The organism is Mycolicibacterium confluentis, from assembly GCF_010729895.1.
Lineage (GTDB): Bacteria > Actinomycetota > Actinomycetes > Mycobacteriales > Mycobacteriaceae > Mycobacterium > Mycobacterium confluentis.
In genome coordinates this window covers 1-14,722 of record NZ_AP022612.1, presented here as the reverse complement: position 1 = coordinate 14,722, position 14,722 = coordinate 1, and the positions used below count along the sequence as shown (strand labels likewise).

The 14,722-nt window shown below is 66.2% G+C and carries 10 protein-coding genes; 3 read left to right on the top strand and 7 right to left on the bottom strand.

Translation table 11 applies throughout. The features are described from left to right. Positions 1-287 precede the first annotated feature (287 nt). Entirely contained in the window at positions 288-1,151 is an 864-nt protein-coding gene (locus G6N34_RS00050; RefSeq protein WP_085152380.1) for an HAD-IB family hydrolase, read from the top strand. A 420-nt stretch (positions 1,152-1,571) separates the two neighbouring features. Here the strand turns inward: G6N34_RS00050 and G6N34_RS00045 are convergent, their stop codons facing one another. From G6N34_RS00045 to G6N34_RS00025, 5 genes are read right to left on the bottom strand one after another with little or no spacing between them, the layout of a single operon-like run. Further along, positions 1,572-2,342, bottom strand: a complete 771-nt coding sequence (locus tag G6N34_RS00045) for a Fic family protein (RefSeq protein WP_085152381.1) — start codon at positions 2,340-2,342, stop codon at positions 1,572-1,574. Between the two features lie 11 nt (positions 2,343-2,353). Next, positions 2,354-3,976 carry a dipeptide ABC transporter ATP-binding protein gene (locus G6N34_RS00040; RefSeq protein ID WP_085152382.1) on the bottom strand — a complete coding sequence of 541 codons (1,623 nt, stop codon included), beginning with the start codon at positions 3,974-3,976 and terminating at the stop codon, positions 2,354-2,356. After that, positions 3,964-4,839 (bottom strand): ABC transporter permease, encoded by an 876-nt coding sequence (locus tag G6N34_RS00035; protein WP_085152383.1) that lies wholly within the window; start codon positions 4,837-4,839, stop codon positions 3,964-3,966. The genes G6N34_RS00040 and G6N34_RS00035 overlap by 13 nt, the downstream gene beginning before the upstream one ends. Next, a complete protein-coding gene (locus tag G6N34_RS00030; RefSeq protein ID WP_085152384.1) occupies positions 4,796-5,743 on the bottom strand; it encodes an ABC transporter permease in 948 nt (315 codons plus the stop codon). Before G6N34_RS00030 ends, G6N34_RS00035 begins: the two co-directional genes overlap by 44 nt. 14 nt (positions 5,744-5,757) lie before the next feature. Continuing rightward, positions 5,758-7,359, bottom strand: coding sequence for a peptide ABC transporter substrate-binding protein (locus G6N34_RS00025; protein WP_085152385.1), 1,602 nt, complete (start codon positions 7,357-7,359; stop codon positions 5,758-5,760). A 159-nt stretch (positions 7,360-7,518) separates the two neighbouring features. Between G6N34_RS00025 and acs the strand changes: the two genes are divergently transcribed. After that, a complete protein-coding gene (acs, locus tag G6N34_RS00020) occupies positions 7,519-9,480 on the top strand; it encodes an acetate--CoA ligase (protein WP_085152386.1) in 1,962 nt (653 codons plus the stop codon). A 1,007-nt stretch (positions 9,481-10,487) separates the two neighbouring features. Here acs and G6N34_RS00015 read toward each other — a convergent pair. Both G6N34_RS00015 and G6N34_RS00010 read right to left on the bottom strand, forming a co-directional pair. Further along, complete coding sequence (locus G6N34_RS00015; protein WP_085152387.1) at positions 10,488-11,735, bottom strand: MFS transporter; 1,248 nt, start codon at positions 11,733-11,735, stop codon at positions 10,488-10,490. Between the two features lie 282 nt (positions 11,736-12,017). After that, a complete protein-coding gene (locus G6N34_RS00010; protein WP_085152388.1) occupies positions 12,018-12,959 on the bottom strand; it encodes a LysR family transcriptional regulator in 942 nt (313 codons plus the stop codon). 562 nt (positions 12,960-13,521) lie between these two features. Between G6N34_RS00010 and G6N34_RS00005 the strand changes: the two genes are divergently transcribed. Beyond that, positions 13,522-14,722 (top strand): N,N-dimethylformamidase beta subunit family domain-containing protein (locus G6N34_RS00005; protein WP_163645270.1); only part of this gene is annotated, 1,201 nt, incomplete at its 3' end.

The window sequence follows — 14,722 nt, the reverse complement described above, 5'->3', positions numbered from 1 at the left end:
CGTTAGCGGAGAGGTACAGGAAAGACCTGTAGATAAGGGACGACCCCCGCCAGGGGGGGAGGAGGCGAGGGTCGTCGTGTATCAGCCCCGGGGGGTCGGGCTGATGCACACCCGGCCATAAGCCGAGTAATACTCACTATACACACGTAACCGCGGGCTAGCGCAAGTCTCGACACGAGATTGGTCATCTGACCAACACTGAAGAATTGCAGTGTGCGACAGGTGGCTTGATCTGCCATTTTGATCATCACCCCAGAAAATGTCGGAGCCGACCTATTCTGGCTTACGTGACCGCCCCTGTTCCAGACCACACGGCCGTCAATATTGAGCACTCCAGGCCCCCGAACGACGCTCCTCAACGCACTGCCGCGTTCTTCGATCTGGACAAAACCGTCATCGCGAAGTCCAGTACGCTCGCGTTCAGCAAACCCTTCTTCGCTCAGGGACTGCTCAATCGGCGGACGGTGCTGAAGTCCAGTTATGCCCAGTTCGTGTTTCTGATGTCGGGTGCCGACCACGATCAGATGGACCGCATGCGGTCCTACGTCACGAGCATGTGCGCGGGTTGGGACGTCGAACAGGTCAAGGCCGTGGTCGCCGAAACGCTGGACGAGATCATGACGCCCCTGGTGTTCGCTGAGGCGGCCAACCTGATCGCCGACCACAAGTTGTGCGGCCGCGACGTGGTGATCGTCTCGGCGTCCGGCGAGGAGGTCGTCGCGCCAATCGCGCGCGCCCTCGGCGCCACGCACGCGATGGCCACGCGCATGGTCGTCGAGGACGGCAAGTACACCGGCGACATCGCCTTCTACTGCTTCGGCGAGAACAAGGCCCAGGCCGTTCGAGAACTCGCGGCGCGCGAGGGCTACGCCCTTGAGCACTGCTATGCCTACTCCGACTCGATCACCGACATCCCGATGCTCGAGTTGGTGGGCAATCCCGCGGTGGTCAATCCCGACCGCACCCTGCGCAAGGAGGCCGCCGGCCGGGACTGGCCCGTGCTGACGTTCTCCAATCCGGTGTCGCTGCGTGATCGCCTGCCCGCGCCGACGGGAGCGGCCGTGGCCACGACCGCCGCCGTGGGCGTCAGCGCGCTCGCCGCGGGCGCGCTGACGTATTCGCTGTTGCGCCGGTTCGCGTTCCGAGACTGACGTCCGCGCGGCGTCTGAATCGGGGACAGGTAACGATCCGAAATCGTCTTTTCGACATGTCCGGGTTTTGTACTTGATGTGACCGAGGTCACGGAGTACAAAGGAAGCACGGAAGCCCGACGAGGCCAAGATCGGCCCGGAAGAGAAGGACCGATCTCCCGAAGGCGGGCAACCCAGCACGGTACCGGGCACCCACGCGGAGCCGAAGCCGCGATAGAGGCAGAAGCGTTGCGGGCCTGCGTAATTGGCGGAAAGCGGACGGACGTGTCAACCCTTTGGGTTGGGTGACACCCGAAGCGCAACCCAAACACGCCGAGGCCAACCCACGCAACCAAACGTCGCACGCTTGGTAACCGGCTACCGTGCTAGCGGGCGGCGATCCGAGTCCTTCGGAGCGCCGCCCGCTTCGCATGTACGGGTCTATTTCTCGGTGTCGTCCGACTTGCCGGCCTGGTCCTTGGAATCCGCGATCGACAGCGCCTCACGCGCGCCGGCCTGCATTGCTCGACAGCTCAGCAGCAGCCATTCGGTCAGGCCGTTCTCGGTTCCCGAGGCGAAACCCTGCGCGGCCTTGCGGTAGTCGGCGGCCCGCCGCATCCAGTGCACCTCCGGCACGCCGAGGCCGTGCGGATCCAACCCCGTCGCGATCGTCACCAGTCGGGCCACCGCGCGGGCCACCACGCCGTCGGCGCTGCCGAACGGGGCCAGCGCCAGCAGTTCTCCGTGCGCCACCGCCGCGAGCACCGGGGCCGGGACGGCGCTGCCGCCGGTGACCAGTCGGGACATCAGGTCGAGGCGCGCCGAGATCTCCGGGGAGACGCGGGGCCGGCCCAACTGCTCGTCGTCGACGAGGTCGGCGGCGGCCAGTGAGTGCAGTTTGGCCAGCGCCTGCAGCGGGGCCCGCCTCCAGACGCCGACCAGGGTGCCGCTGCCGCCCTCGAGGGCCTGCGCCACGCGCAACGCACCCGCGAACACCGGGTCGCTGGCACTGTCCTCGTCCAGTTGGAGGGCGCCGCCGTCGAGCACCGACGACGCGCGCGCCGCACGCAGCGAGGCCTCGGCGGCAGTCACGGGCCATCCGCGCAGGTTGGCGCGGTGGCGGTGGGCGCGGCCAAGGGCCTCGCGGGTCTGCTCGGCGGCCTCGGCGACACCGGGGAGCGCCAGCAGCGGGGCGAGCGGATCAGCGGTCACGGCGGCTCACGTTACAGCGCGGGCCGCGCTCCGGGAATCGCGTCGAGCAGCCGGCGGGTGTACTCGTCGCGGGGATCGGTGAACACGGCCTCGGCCGACGCCGACTCCACCACGCGGCCACGCGACATCACGATCACGGTGTCGGCGACCTGCCGGACCACCGCCAGATCATGGCTGATGAACAGGTACGTCAAACCCAGTCGATGCTGCAGATCGGCCATCAGCTCCAGAATCTGCGCCTGCACGATCACGTCGAGCGCCGAGACCGCCTCATCCCAGACCACGAGTTCCGGACGCAGCGCCAGCGCCCGCGCGATGGCGACCCGCTGCCGCTGCCCACCCGACAACTCACGCGGCCGCCGGTCCATCGCCGCGGCTGGCAGCGCGACCTCGTCGAGCAGTTCGGCGACCCGCTGACGGCGCTGCGCGCGGTCACCGACACCGTGGATGCGCAGCGGTTCTTCGATCGCTCGACGGACCGAGTAGCGCGGGTCGAGGCTGCGGTATGGGTTCTGGAACACGGGCTGCATGCGCCGCCGCAGCGCCAGTTCGCCCGCCCGGTCAGTGGTCGCGACGTCCACACCGTCAAACGTCACCCGTCCGGAGGTGGGTGTGAGCAGCCCGAGGACCATGCGCGCCAGAGTGGTCTTGCCCGAACCGGATTCGCCGACGACGGCCAGGGTGGTGGCCTTGGGCAGCCGGAACGACACCGACTCCACCGCGGTGTGCTCCTGAGTGCGATCCAGCAGTCCCCCGCCGGTCCGGAAGACCTTGGTGACGTCGGTCGCGACCAGGAGATCGTCGCCGGGTGGGCGCTCGACGACGTGCGGCGCCGCGGACCGTGCTGTCAGCGCGGGAGCCGAGGCCACCAGCCTCTGGGTGTAGTCCTCACTCGGGTGGCGCAGGATGTCCTGTGCGGCACCGGATTCGACCGTGCGGCCGCGGTGCATGACGACGACCCGACTGGCCCGTTCGGCGGCCAGCGCCAGGTCGTGGGTGATCAACAGCACCGCGGTACCCAGTTCGGCGGCCATCTGCTGCAGGTGGTCGAGCACCTGCCGTTGCACCGTGACGTCCAGCGCCGACGTCGGCTCGTCGGCGATCAGAAGCCGCGGTCGTCCCGCCAAGCCGATCGCAATCAGGGCCCGTTGGCACATCCCGCCCGACAGCTGGTGGGGGTACCGGCGCGCCTGCACCGCGGGGTCGGGCATGCCGACGTGGCCGAGCAGTTCCACCGCCTGCTGGCCGACCTCGCTGCGCTCACCGATGTTGTTGGCTCGCAACGCCTCCCGGATCTGGAAGCCGATCCGCCAGACGGGGTTGAGGTTGGTCACCGGATCCTGCGGCACATAGCCGATGCCGGTCCCGCGGATGGCCCGCATGCGGTTCTGGTCGGCGCCGGTGATGTCGGCGCCCGCGAATTCGATGCGGCCGCCGACGATGCGCCCGCCCCCAGGCAACAGGCCCAGGACCGCGGCGGCCATCGTCGACTTCCCCGACCCCGACTCCCCCACCACCGCGACGGTCTCCCCGGCGTGGACAGTGAGACTGGCAGCGCTCACGGCGGGTTCGTCGGCCCCGAACCGCACGGCCAGGTCGGTGATGCTCAGCACGGGTTCGCTCATGCGCGCCAACCCATCCGGCCCCGGTACCCCGGATCGAGGGCGTCCCGCAGGGCGTCGCCCATCAGCATGAACGCCAGCACCGTCAGCGCCAGGGCACCCGCGGGGTAGAACAGCACGGCCGACCCGGACCGCAGCCTGCTCTGCGCGGCGTTGATGTCCCCGCCCCATGAGACCACCGACGGCGGCAGCCCCACCCCGAGGTAGGACAGCGTGGCCTCGGTGACGATGAAGACACCGAACGCGATGGTGGCGACCGCGATCACCGGGCCCAGCGCATTCGGGACCACATGGCGGACCAGGATGCCGAACCGGTGCAGTCCCAGCGCCCGGGCCGCCGCCACGTAGTCGGCTTCCCGGACCTGCAGCACCGACCCGCGGGCGATGCGGGCGACCTGCGGCCACCCGAATACGGCCAGGATCGCGATCACCGTCCACACCGTGCGGTGCTGCATGACCTGCATCAGCACGATCGCCGCGAGCAGCAGGGGGATGCCGAAGAACACGTCGGCCAGTCGGGACACCACGGCGTCGAGCCAGCCGCCGTAGAACCCGGCCAGCGCACCCAGCACACCCCCGACCAGCAGCACCGCGGTCGTGGCTCCCAAACCCACCAACACCGAGGCCCGCGCCCCGTAGATGGTGCGGGCGTACACGTCATGGCCCTGCAGGTCGGTACCGAACCAGTGCGCCGCCGACGGGCCGAGAAGGCTCTCGTCGGGGTTCGCGTACTGCGGGTCGATGCTGGTGAACAGGCCGGGGAACGCGGCCACCAACACCACCAGGAGGATGAGTGCACCGGCCACCACGAACTGCGGGCGGCGAAGAAGATCAGACACGGCCGGCCTCCCGGATCCGCGGGTCCAGCGCCGCATACAGGAGGTCGACCAGGAGGTTGGCCAGCAGGTAGACCATGACCAACACCGTCACGATCGACACCACCGTCGGCGCCTCCTGCCTGGTCACGGCCTGGTAGAGCGCGCCGCCGATGCCGTGGATGTTGAAGATGCCCTCCGTCACGACGGCGCCGGCCATGAGCGCGCCGAAGTCCGCGCCCAGGAAGGTGACGACGGGGATCAACGAGTTGCGCAGGATGTGCACTGTGACCACGCGCGGTCGGGACAACCCCTTGGCGGTCGCGGTGCGCACGTAGTCGGCGCCCGCGTTCTCGGCGACCGCCGAGCGGGTCAGGCGCACGACGTAGGCGAACGACACCGAGCCCAGGACGATGCCCGGCAGCAGCAGGCGCCCGAAGGTGGCCTGATCACCGACCGTCACCGGGGCGATGCCCAACCGGACACCGAACACAAACTGGGCCAGGAACCCGAGGACGAAGATCGGGATCGCGATGATCACCAGGCTCGCCAGCAGCACGGTTGCGTCGAACCACCCGCCGCGGCGCAGTCCAGCGAGCACGCCGAACACGATCCCGAAGACGGTTTCGACCACGAGCGCCACCAGGGCCAGGCGCAGTGTGACCGGAAACGCCTGTGCCAGAACGTCACGCACCGGCAGGCCCGAGAACGACGTGCCGAAGTCGCCGCGCAGGATGTTGCCCAGGTAGCGCAGGTACTGCAGCCAGAACGGGTCGTCGAGGTGGTACTGCGCGCGCAGTTGGGCCACGATCGCGGGACTCAGGGGGCGGTCGCCGCCGAGGGCAACGATCGGGTCCCCGGGCAGCAGGAACACCATGGCGTAGATCAGCAGCGTCGCCCCGAGAAACACCGGGATCATCGCGAGGGTGCGACGCGCGATGAACGCAGCCCAGTAGCCACCCATAACCGGCCCAGCCCTCAGTCGGTGCCGGCGGCGTGCGCGATTCGCTCGTAGTCGGGCAGGCCGTTCCACGCGATCGCCACGTCACGGACCGCGTCGGAGTGCCCGGCGGCGTTGATGTAGTCCCACAACGGAATCACCGGCATATCCCTGAGCAGGATCTGCTGGGCGTCGTTGGTCAGCGCGTAGGACTCCTCGAGCGTGGGTGCGGCCTGCGCGACGGTCAGCGCCCCGTCGAAGTCCCGGTTGGAGTAGTCCACGTCGTTGGATCCGGCGCCGGTCACAAACAGCGGTTCCAGGAATTCGAGCATCGACGGGTAGTCGCCCTGCCACCCGGCCCGGAACGCGGTGTCGATGGTGCGGTTGGTGATCTCGGTGCGCAACTGCGCGAAGGTGGGCATCGGCGCGCCCACCGCGTCGACGCCGAGGGTGTTCTTGATGCTGTTGGCCACCGCGTCCACCCACTCCTGATGGCCGCCGTCGGCGTTGTAGGCGATGGCCAACTGACCGCTGAACGGGGCGATCGCGTCAGCCTGGGCCCACAACTGCTTGGCGCGCCGCGGGTTGTAGTCCAGCGCGTCGGCGCCGGGCAGGTTGGGGTTGAAGCCGGGGAGTGAGCTGGCGGTGAAATCCCTTGCGGGCGAGCGCGCACCGTGGAATATCTGGTCGCAGATCTGCCTGCGGTTGATCGCCGCTGACACCGCCAAGCGGCGCAGCCGGCCCTCTTCGCCACCGAACTGCGGCAGCCTCAACGGGATGTCGAGCGTCTGGTTCTGCGCCGTCGGCCCGCTGATCGCGCGGTCACCGAGGTCGTCACGGTAGGTGGGCAGCGCGCTGCTGGGAATCGTGTCGAGGACATCGAGGTTGCCGGCCTGCAGGTCGGCGTACGCGGTGTCCAGGTTGGCATAGAACACGAAGCGCAGGCCCTTGTTGGCCGGCACCCGGTTGCCGCGGTAGTCCGGGTTGGGCACCAGGTCGATGCGCACGTTGTGCTGCCACGGGTCTGAGAGCGCCAGTTGGTACGGGCCGTTGCCGACGGGATTGCGGCCGAAGGCCTCCATGTCCTCGAAGGCCACGGGCGGCAGGGGGTAGAACGGCGTGAACCCCAGGCGCTGTTCGAAGTCGATCGTCGGCGCCTTGAGACGCACGGTGAACTCGGTGTCGCTGACCACCTGCAGGCCCGACATGGTCTCGGCCGTCGGTTCGGGCGCGGCGACCTCGTCATAGCCGACGATGGGCGAGAAGAAGCTCTGCATCAACTGCGCGTTGGTGGTCAGCGCGCCGTAGTTCCACGCGTCGACGAACGACTGCGCGGTCACCGGTGAGCCGTCGGTGAACTTCCAGTCGGGCTTGAGCTTGATGCGGTAGTTGACGTTGTCGGTCGTGTCGATGGACTCGGCCACCTCGAGTGAGGGCACCCCCTTGGCGTCGTAGGACATCAGTCCCGCGAACAACCGGTCGAGGATGCGCCCGCCGTTGGTCTCGTTCGTGTTGGTCGTGATCAGCGCGTTCTGCGGTTCGCCGCCGTTGACGGTGACGAACCCGCTGCCGCCGCCGTCGCCGCCACCGCAGGCCGAGAGCGTCAACACTCCGGTCAGAAGGACAGCCGCAAGGGCCATCACCGGGCGGATGCGACGCACGCCGACCTCCTAGACGAGATGCTCACAGGACCGCTCGCCCTGGAATCGGTTACCGCTCGGCGCACCGCATCCGCCGCCTGTGGGCGCAGATGTGAGTTGCCAACGTCGATGCAACGTCAGGTGACTACCCTCACAGACATGACCGAGACGCACACCGAAGTTTTGTCATGCTATCCGCCGGCCCCGGAATTCGTCGCGAATGCCAACGCCACCGCGGCGCTGTATGACGAGGCCGAGGCCGACCGGCTGGCGTTCTGGGCCAAGCAGGCCGATCGGCTGCACTGGGACACCCCGTTCACCGAGGTTCTGGACTGGTCGGAGGCCCCGTTCGCCAAGTGGTTCGTGGGCGGCAAACTCAACGTCGCCTACAACTGCGTGGACCGCCACGTCGAGGCCGGCAACGGCGACCGGGTCGCCATCCACTGGGAGGGTGAACCCGTCGGCGATGCCCGCGACATCACCTACGCCCAGCTCAAGGACGAGGTGAGCCAGGCCGCCAACACCCTGACCGACCTCGGCCTGACCGCCGGTGACCGCGTCGCGATCTACATGCCGATGGTCCCCGAGGCGATCATCGCGATGCTGGCGTGCGCACGCCTGGGCGTCATGCACAGCGTGGTGTTCGCCGGCTTCTCGGCCTCCGCGCTGCGCGCCCGCATCGAGGACGCGTCGGCCAAACTCGTCATCACCACCGACGGTCAGTTCCGCCGCGGCAAGGCCGCACCCCTGAAGGCCGGCGTCGACGAGGCCCTCGAAGGACTCGAGGACAGCCCCGTCGAACACGTGCTCGTGGTGCGCCGCACCGGCATGGACGTGCCCTGGACCGAGGGCCGCGACCTGTGGTGGGACCAGGTGGTCCCCAAGGCCTCCACCGAGCACACTCCCGAGGCGTTCGACTCCGAGCAGCCACTGTTCCTGCTCTACACCTCCGGCACCACCGGCAAGCCCAAGGGCATCGTGCACACCTCGGGCGGATACCTGACCCAGGCCTCCTACACCCACTACAACGTCTTCGACGTCAAGCCCGAATCCGACGTCTACTGGTGCACCGCCGACATCGGCTGGGTCACCGGGCACACCTACATCGTCTACGGACCACTGTCCAACGGCGTCACGCAGGTCGTCTACGAGGGCACCCCCGCCTCCCCCGACGAGCACCGACACTTCCAGGTGATCGAAAAGTACGGCGTCACAATCTATTACACCGCCCCCACCGTGGTCCGCACCTTCATGAAGTGGGGCCGCGAACTGGCCTTCGAGCATGACCTGTCCAGCATCCGCCTGCTCGGATCGGTCGGCGAACCCATCAACCCCGAAGCCTGGCGCTGGTACCGACTGGTGTTCGGCGGCGACAAGACCCCCATCGTCGACACCTGGTGGCAGACCGAGACCGGCGCCATCATGATCTCCCCACTGCCCGGCGTGACCGACTGCAAGCCCGGTTCAGCGATGCGCCCCCTGCCCGGCATCTCGGCCAAGATCGTCGACGACGACGGCAAGGAACTGCCGCCCGCCACCGAGCACGGCGAGCAGACCACCGGCTACCTGGTGCTCGACAAGCCCTGGCCAGCCATGCTGCGCGGCATCTGGGGCGATCCCGAGCGATTCAAGGAGACCTACTGGTCGCGGTTCGCCGAACAGGGCTGGTATTTCGCCGGTGACGGCGCCCGCTACGGCACCGACGGCGAAATCTGGGTCCTGGGCCGCATCGACGACGTCATGAACGTCTCCGGGCACCGCATCTCCACCGCCGAGGTCGAATCCGCCCTCGTCGGGCACGCCGGAGTCGCCGAGGCCGCCGTCGTCGGCGCCGCCGACGAACACACCGGCCAAGGCATCTGCGCGTTCGTCATCCTCAAATCGCACGCCGCCGAGATGAGCCACGAACAGATGGTCGACGAACTGCGCGCCGAAGTCTCCAAGGAGATCTCGCCGATCGCCAAGCCCCGCGAGATCCACGTCGTGCCCGAACTGCCGAAGACCCGCAGCGGCAAGATCATGCGCCGTCTGCTGCGCGACGTCGCCGAAGGCCGCGAACTCGGCGACACCTCAACACTGCTCGACCCCAGCGTCTTCGAAGCCATCCGCGCCAGCAAGTAGCTCTGTCACTTCCCGCGAGCGGCCACTCTTGTACGGCCGGCACGGCGTGTCGCCGTACAGACCCGGCCGCTCGCGGGGACCCCAGGCCGCTCGCGGGGAAGAGCCGGGGCGTCTCGCCAGCTCTGCACTCCGATTCTTCCAGTGCAGCAGACCTACTCGGCGGCCACACAGGCTGTCAGCGAGACCCGGCAAACCGCAGATTGACCAAATCTTGGGCCAAACTGCCAGGAACGCTCTCTGCGTTTTCGGAGTCAAGAGATGTGTGCCAGCGGCACGGACTCTGGTTGTGGATTGTCGGACAGCAGCTTGTTTGCGCCGCACTGCGGCCAGTGGACGACTTGTCAGATGAAGTCCCGAAGATGACAGACAGTCAGCCGTTCGATTCTCGTTGAGCAGTTCGACAGACTTTGTTGTATGCGGCCGAATTTGGGACGTTTCTCAGACCGTTACCGCACGGGTGGAGCGCAGCATGGCTGAGATGCTCACGAGTGGCGTCATCATGGACGTCACCCGCGGCAGGGCTACGTCGCCGAAGGCGCAGGCGACCTCGCGCAGCCACATTGCTCGCGAAAATAACTGTTAGACAATGCTTTTGCCGAGAGGGAGCGGAGGCACAACATGCTCCGAGTAACGGAGAGCCAGTTGGCCTGGGAGTTGGCTGACCGAATCGGCACTCGGCTCAGTCCCGAAGAACGCACCGCGGTGTTCGTAGATATAGGTTGCGGCGATTTCCTGAACGCCATCGACCGGATCCTGCACATTGCAGTCCAGAAACAGCACTCGCTACCCGCGATGAGCTTGGAGCGGCTACATAGCTGGTCTCGGGTTTACCACCGTGAAGGTGATTACGGTCCCCTGATCGCTCGAATCAAGAAGGAACCGCCGCGGTGAGACGCTCGATTCGGTAGTCCCTGAAAAGCCAGATCAGAGAGAAACATGACCTGCGTCGACGTTCGTCGGCACAGGTCATGTTCTCCCGAAATTGGACGCTTTCGCCACCTCCGAAGCTAGGCAGGCACTGCGTCCGACTCCTGCGCTGCAGCGACTTTGCGCTCCTTGATGAACAGCGGCGAGATCGCGCAGAGTGCCGTTGTCGCGATGGTGAGCACGAGGAAGCCCTGCACGAAGCTGCCCGTCGCATCCTTGACCGCGCCAAGCAGGTACGGATAGGCGAATCCGCTGACAATCCACGGAACACCGAGAATGATGCCGTTGACAATGCTGGCGTTCTTGGCGCTCACCGATTCGACTGCTTCGGCCAACGTGAGGGGTTCGCCGGCGTAAACGCCCAGGCCCATCAACGGGATACAGACGGCCAGCCAGAAATAGTTGCCGGTAGCCAGCAACCCGGTCAGCGCTGCGATCGAACCGGCCGTCAGCAGACCGCCGGCGATGATCACCGGCTTCTTGGTGCCCAGACGTTCGGCCAGCAGCGGCGCACCGAACGCGGCGGCCATACCCACGATGGAGAACAGCGAGGTCAAAAAGCCCGCCAACGACTCGGACATCCCGGCATCCTCGACCAGGATGGCCGGCATCCAGCTCGCCATGACCGAAAACAGTCCCACACCGCCGATCCAGAAGATCACGGCAGACAGCACATTACGGTTGGCGACCTCACGCACCGATCGCTCGGGCACCGGCACGGTGCGGTCGACCAGGCCTTCCACCTGCACCAGGTCCGCACTGGCCTTTGGAGCGTTCTTGGACACGAAGACGACGAGCAGCAGTACCACCGCCATGAACACCGCCTGCAGGACCAGGCCGACGCGCCAGCCGAAGGCGGTCATCACCGCGGAGAAGGCGAAGAGGCTGAGCAAAGCCCCCACACCGTCACCGGACATCATGATGCCCAGCGCTCGGCCGGTCTGCCTGCTGTCCCGGAACCAGTCGACCGCCATCGTGTACGTGGCCACCCACAGGAAGCCAACCGACACTCCGGCCAGGACACGGCCGGCGATCACCAACTCGAAGCTCTCCGCCATCGCGAAGACCAGCTGTCCACCCACACCGGCAACCACACCGGTCAGGACGACCTGCTTGGTGCCCCACCGGGAAGCCAACACACCACCGACCAGGATCATCACACCGGCGACAAACCCTGTCACAGAAGAGATGCTGCCGGCCTGCGAATAGCTCAGGCTCAGGTCCTCACTGATATCGGAGAGGCTGGCGCTCCAACCGATATACGGGAGGAAGGCACCGACCAGCGCGATGTACGCGACGGACAGATTGGCCCACCTATTGGTTCTCATCTCGTTCCTTCACGATTTGGACCTGCATTGGGGTCTGCTGCTGGTGCACCGCCCCCGCTGGTCGGCGGGCCGATTCGCGCCCATCGATCCGTGTGAGATAAGACTGCAACGGGTTGAGACCTGGCTCACATCAGCGAAGTGTCACGTACGTCCAGACCGTGCCGGACAGAATGTAAAGTTGCGGCTTTCAGACGCGGGTCACAAAACCTCGGGCTACAACTCACCGCCCGTTCCCCAGCAGGCCAATTCGGAGCCGGTGCCGTGACGCTCGACGCCGACAGTTCATTGCGGTTCTGCATGAGCCGTCCGTGTCGATCTATGCGGCGCGATATGCCCGCCGGCGACTTCCGCCAGCACGCTACGCAACTCCACCAGCACTGGGCGTGTCTCCGCCCCCGTACGCACCGCGGTATACACCTGACGGTCCGGGCGGCTCGGCAGATCGATGAGTTCCGCCCCGGGTTGGCGTGTCTCCCAAACGAGATCCGGCAGAACGGCAACCGCATGGCCGGTCTCCGCCAGCCTCGCGTGTACCAGCAGGTCAGCCGACTCGTAACGCACATTCGGCTCGAATCCTGCTGCTTTGCAGGCGGATTCTGCCCACATGCGAGCGGGCTTACCCTTCGGTTCAAGTACCCACGGCAGATCCGCGAAGTGCGCCAACTCCGACCGTGCCACATTTCCTCGCAGTTGCGGGCTGACGTAGAGCCGCAAAGCATCACTCAGCAGTGGGCGTCGATCGATACCAGCGGCCGGCGGCGACTCATGACCCGGGTACTGCTCGCCGAGCACGAGGTCGAACTCACGGGCCAGCAGTGCCGCCGTGCCGGAATCGGGCTGGATCTCGGAAAGATAGATCGTAAGTCCAGGATGTCGTTCGCTCATGACGTGCAACACGTCGGGGATCAGCGAGATCGCTGCGGTCTGGAATGTGGCCACTTTGGCGACGCCGACGATCTCCGATCGGGTGGCCGCCAACGCCGCCTCGGCTCGGTCAATCTGACGCAGGATCACTTCGGCGTGCTCGACAAGGATCTCGCCAGCCACCGTCAACCGCACTCCGCGACCCACAGGCTCGATGAGCCGTGCGCCCGCTTCCTTCTCTAGTTGGCTCAGTTGCTGACTAACCGTCGAGGTGCTGAACGACAACGCCTGCGCCACCCGGGCCAACGTGCCACGCCTGCTGAGTTCGACCAAAAGCCGCATTCGGTGCAAATTCAGCACTGCGGATCCAATCGTTCGACTTTTGCGAATATTATGTGCTGAAATCTAGCACTGGGCCGATTAATCACGCGGGCACAGGAGCTGGCGATGTCGGCCTCGAGGCGGTGCCGCCAACTCGGAGCGACGTCGGTAACCGCGAGAGGGCGTGGTCAGGCGTGCAAGCGGTCGCTTCGGCGACGTAGTCCTCGGCTCGAACGCGTTGTCGCCCGCGATGGCAACACCTCGGTCTGCAACGGTCGCTGTGGAAATCCGAAAGAAGCCCGAGGCTTTGCGACTGCCACCGGATTTACTCGCCACGCCGGGCCGTCCTCGCCAACTGAGCGGTCGGGGCCCCGCCACGGTCAACCCGTCATTCACGCTTGCGTCGGATTCTAGACGGTGCACCCGTGTTGACGATCTGTCATAGGTTTGTCCGCCATGGTTTACACGAGGCGGATTACTTCGCGGACGCGATGTTGGAGAGATTGAAAGTTCTTCAAAGAAGAGCACAATGCCAGCTCCCCCTTTGGGAGTCCAATGCGGTCCCGGGCCGGGCCCGCGTGCCAGCCAGCAGAGGAACCACATGAAGGTTGTTGGATACGCGGACAAGTTGAGCGTCGAGCCTGGCGCAGCAATCACCTTCATGGTGAGTTCTGAGCCGGGTCGTTTTTCGGCTCGACTGGTCCGTCTCATTCATGGCGATACCAACCCGGCAGGCCCGGGCTACAAGGACGTGGCTGTCGCAAGCACGCTGGACGGAGAGTATGACGGAGCCCTGCAGGAGCTGCGGCCCGGCTCCTACATCCGGGCGACAGGCAGTGCGGAGTTCGATGCAGCGCGCGACCTCACACTTCAGATGTGGATCTGTCCGACGCTTCCCGAAAAACCTGTTCAAACGATCATCGCCAAGGGCAACGGCGATGATGACGGATTCGCTCTTCGGCTCGAAGAGGGCCGACTGACGCTGCGCATGGGATCGGCGGCGATATCCGTCGAGCAGACTGTCCGTGCCGGCCAGTGGTACTGCGTATCCGCGGTCTACGACTCCGCCTCGGGAGTTGCACGTCTTGCGCTCGAGCCGAGCTGGGGCATGACGGCAGGACTCGACAGCCACGCATCCGCAACGATGCCCGCGGGCCGCGCGTGGGGCCCGGGAGACCTTCTGATCGCCGCGGAAACCTCAGCTGGCGGTGACGTCGGCAACTTCTACAACGGCAAGATCGACGCCCCGAAGGCTTTCACGCGTGTGCTCGATGACGACGAGCTGGCAGCAATTCGCGATGACGCCGCATCCGCGCCCACTGATGCGTCTGCGGCGTGGGATTTCTCGCAGGGCATCAGCACCTGGTCGGTGGTCGATGCTTCGGGCAACGGCCACCACGGCGAGGTCGTCAACAAACCGACCCGCGGGGTCACCGGCCGCAATTGGTCGGGCCGCGAGCTCTCCTGGAAACACGCGCCCGAGGAGTACGGCGCAATCCATTTCCACGACGACGATCTTTCCGACGCCGGCTGGAGCCCTTCGTTCGAGTGGACTGTTCCCTCCGACCTTCGCAGCGGGGTGTACGCGGTACACCTCACGGCAGGCGAACATGAAGACTATGTCCCGTTTTTCGTCGTGCCCGCTCTGGGTCGACCGAGTGCGAAGACTGCGATCCTGCTCCCCGTCTTCAGCTACCTCGCGTACGGAAACGAGCAGATGCTCGGCCCGACGGGGGCGTATTCCGGTGCGCTGCCGCACTATCCGTGGCAGGCACAGGACAAATACGTCGTCGAAACAGGCT

Excerpts from the sequence above, each read along its gene's own strand:
- G6N34_RS00015 (WP_085152387.1), bottom strand. The coding sequence starts at position 11,735 with ATGAGAACCAATAGGTGGGCCAATCTGTCCGTCGCGTACATCGCGCTG.
- G6N34_RS00035 (WP_085152383.1), bottom strand. The coding sequence starts at position 4,839 with ATGCGGCGCTGGACCCGCGGATCCGGGAGGCCGGCCGTGTCTGATCTT.
- acs (WP_085152386.1), top strand. The coding sequence starts at position 7,519 with ATGACCGAGACGCACACCGAAGTTTTGTCATGCTATCCGCCGGCCCCG.
- G6N34_RS00030 (WP_085152384.1), bottom strand. The coding sequence starts at position 5,743 with ATGGGTGGCTACTGGGCTGCGTTCATCGCGCGTCGCACCCTCGCGATG.
- G6N34_RS00025 (WP_085152385.1), bottom strand. The coding sequence starts at position 7,359 with ATGGCCCTTGCGGCTGTCCTTCTGACCGGAGTGTTGACGCTCTCGGCC.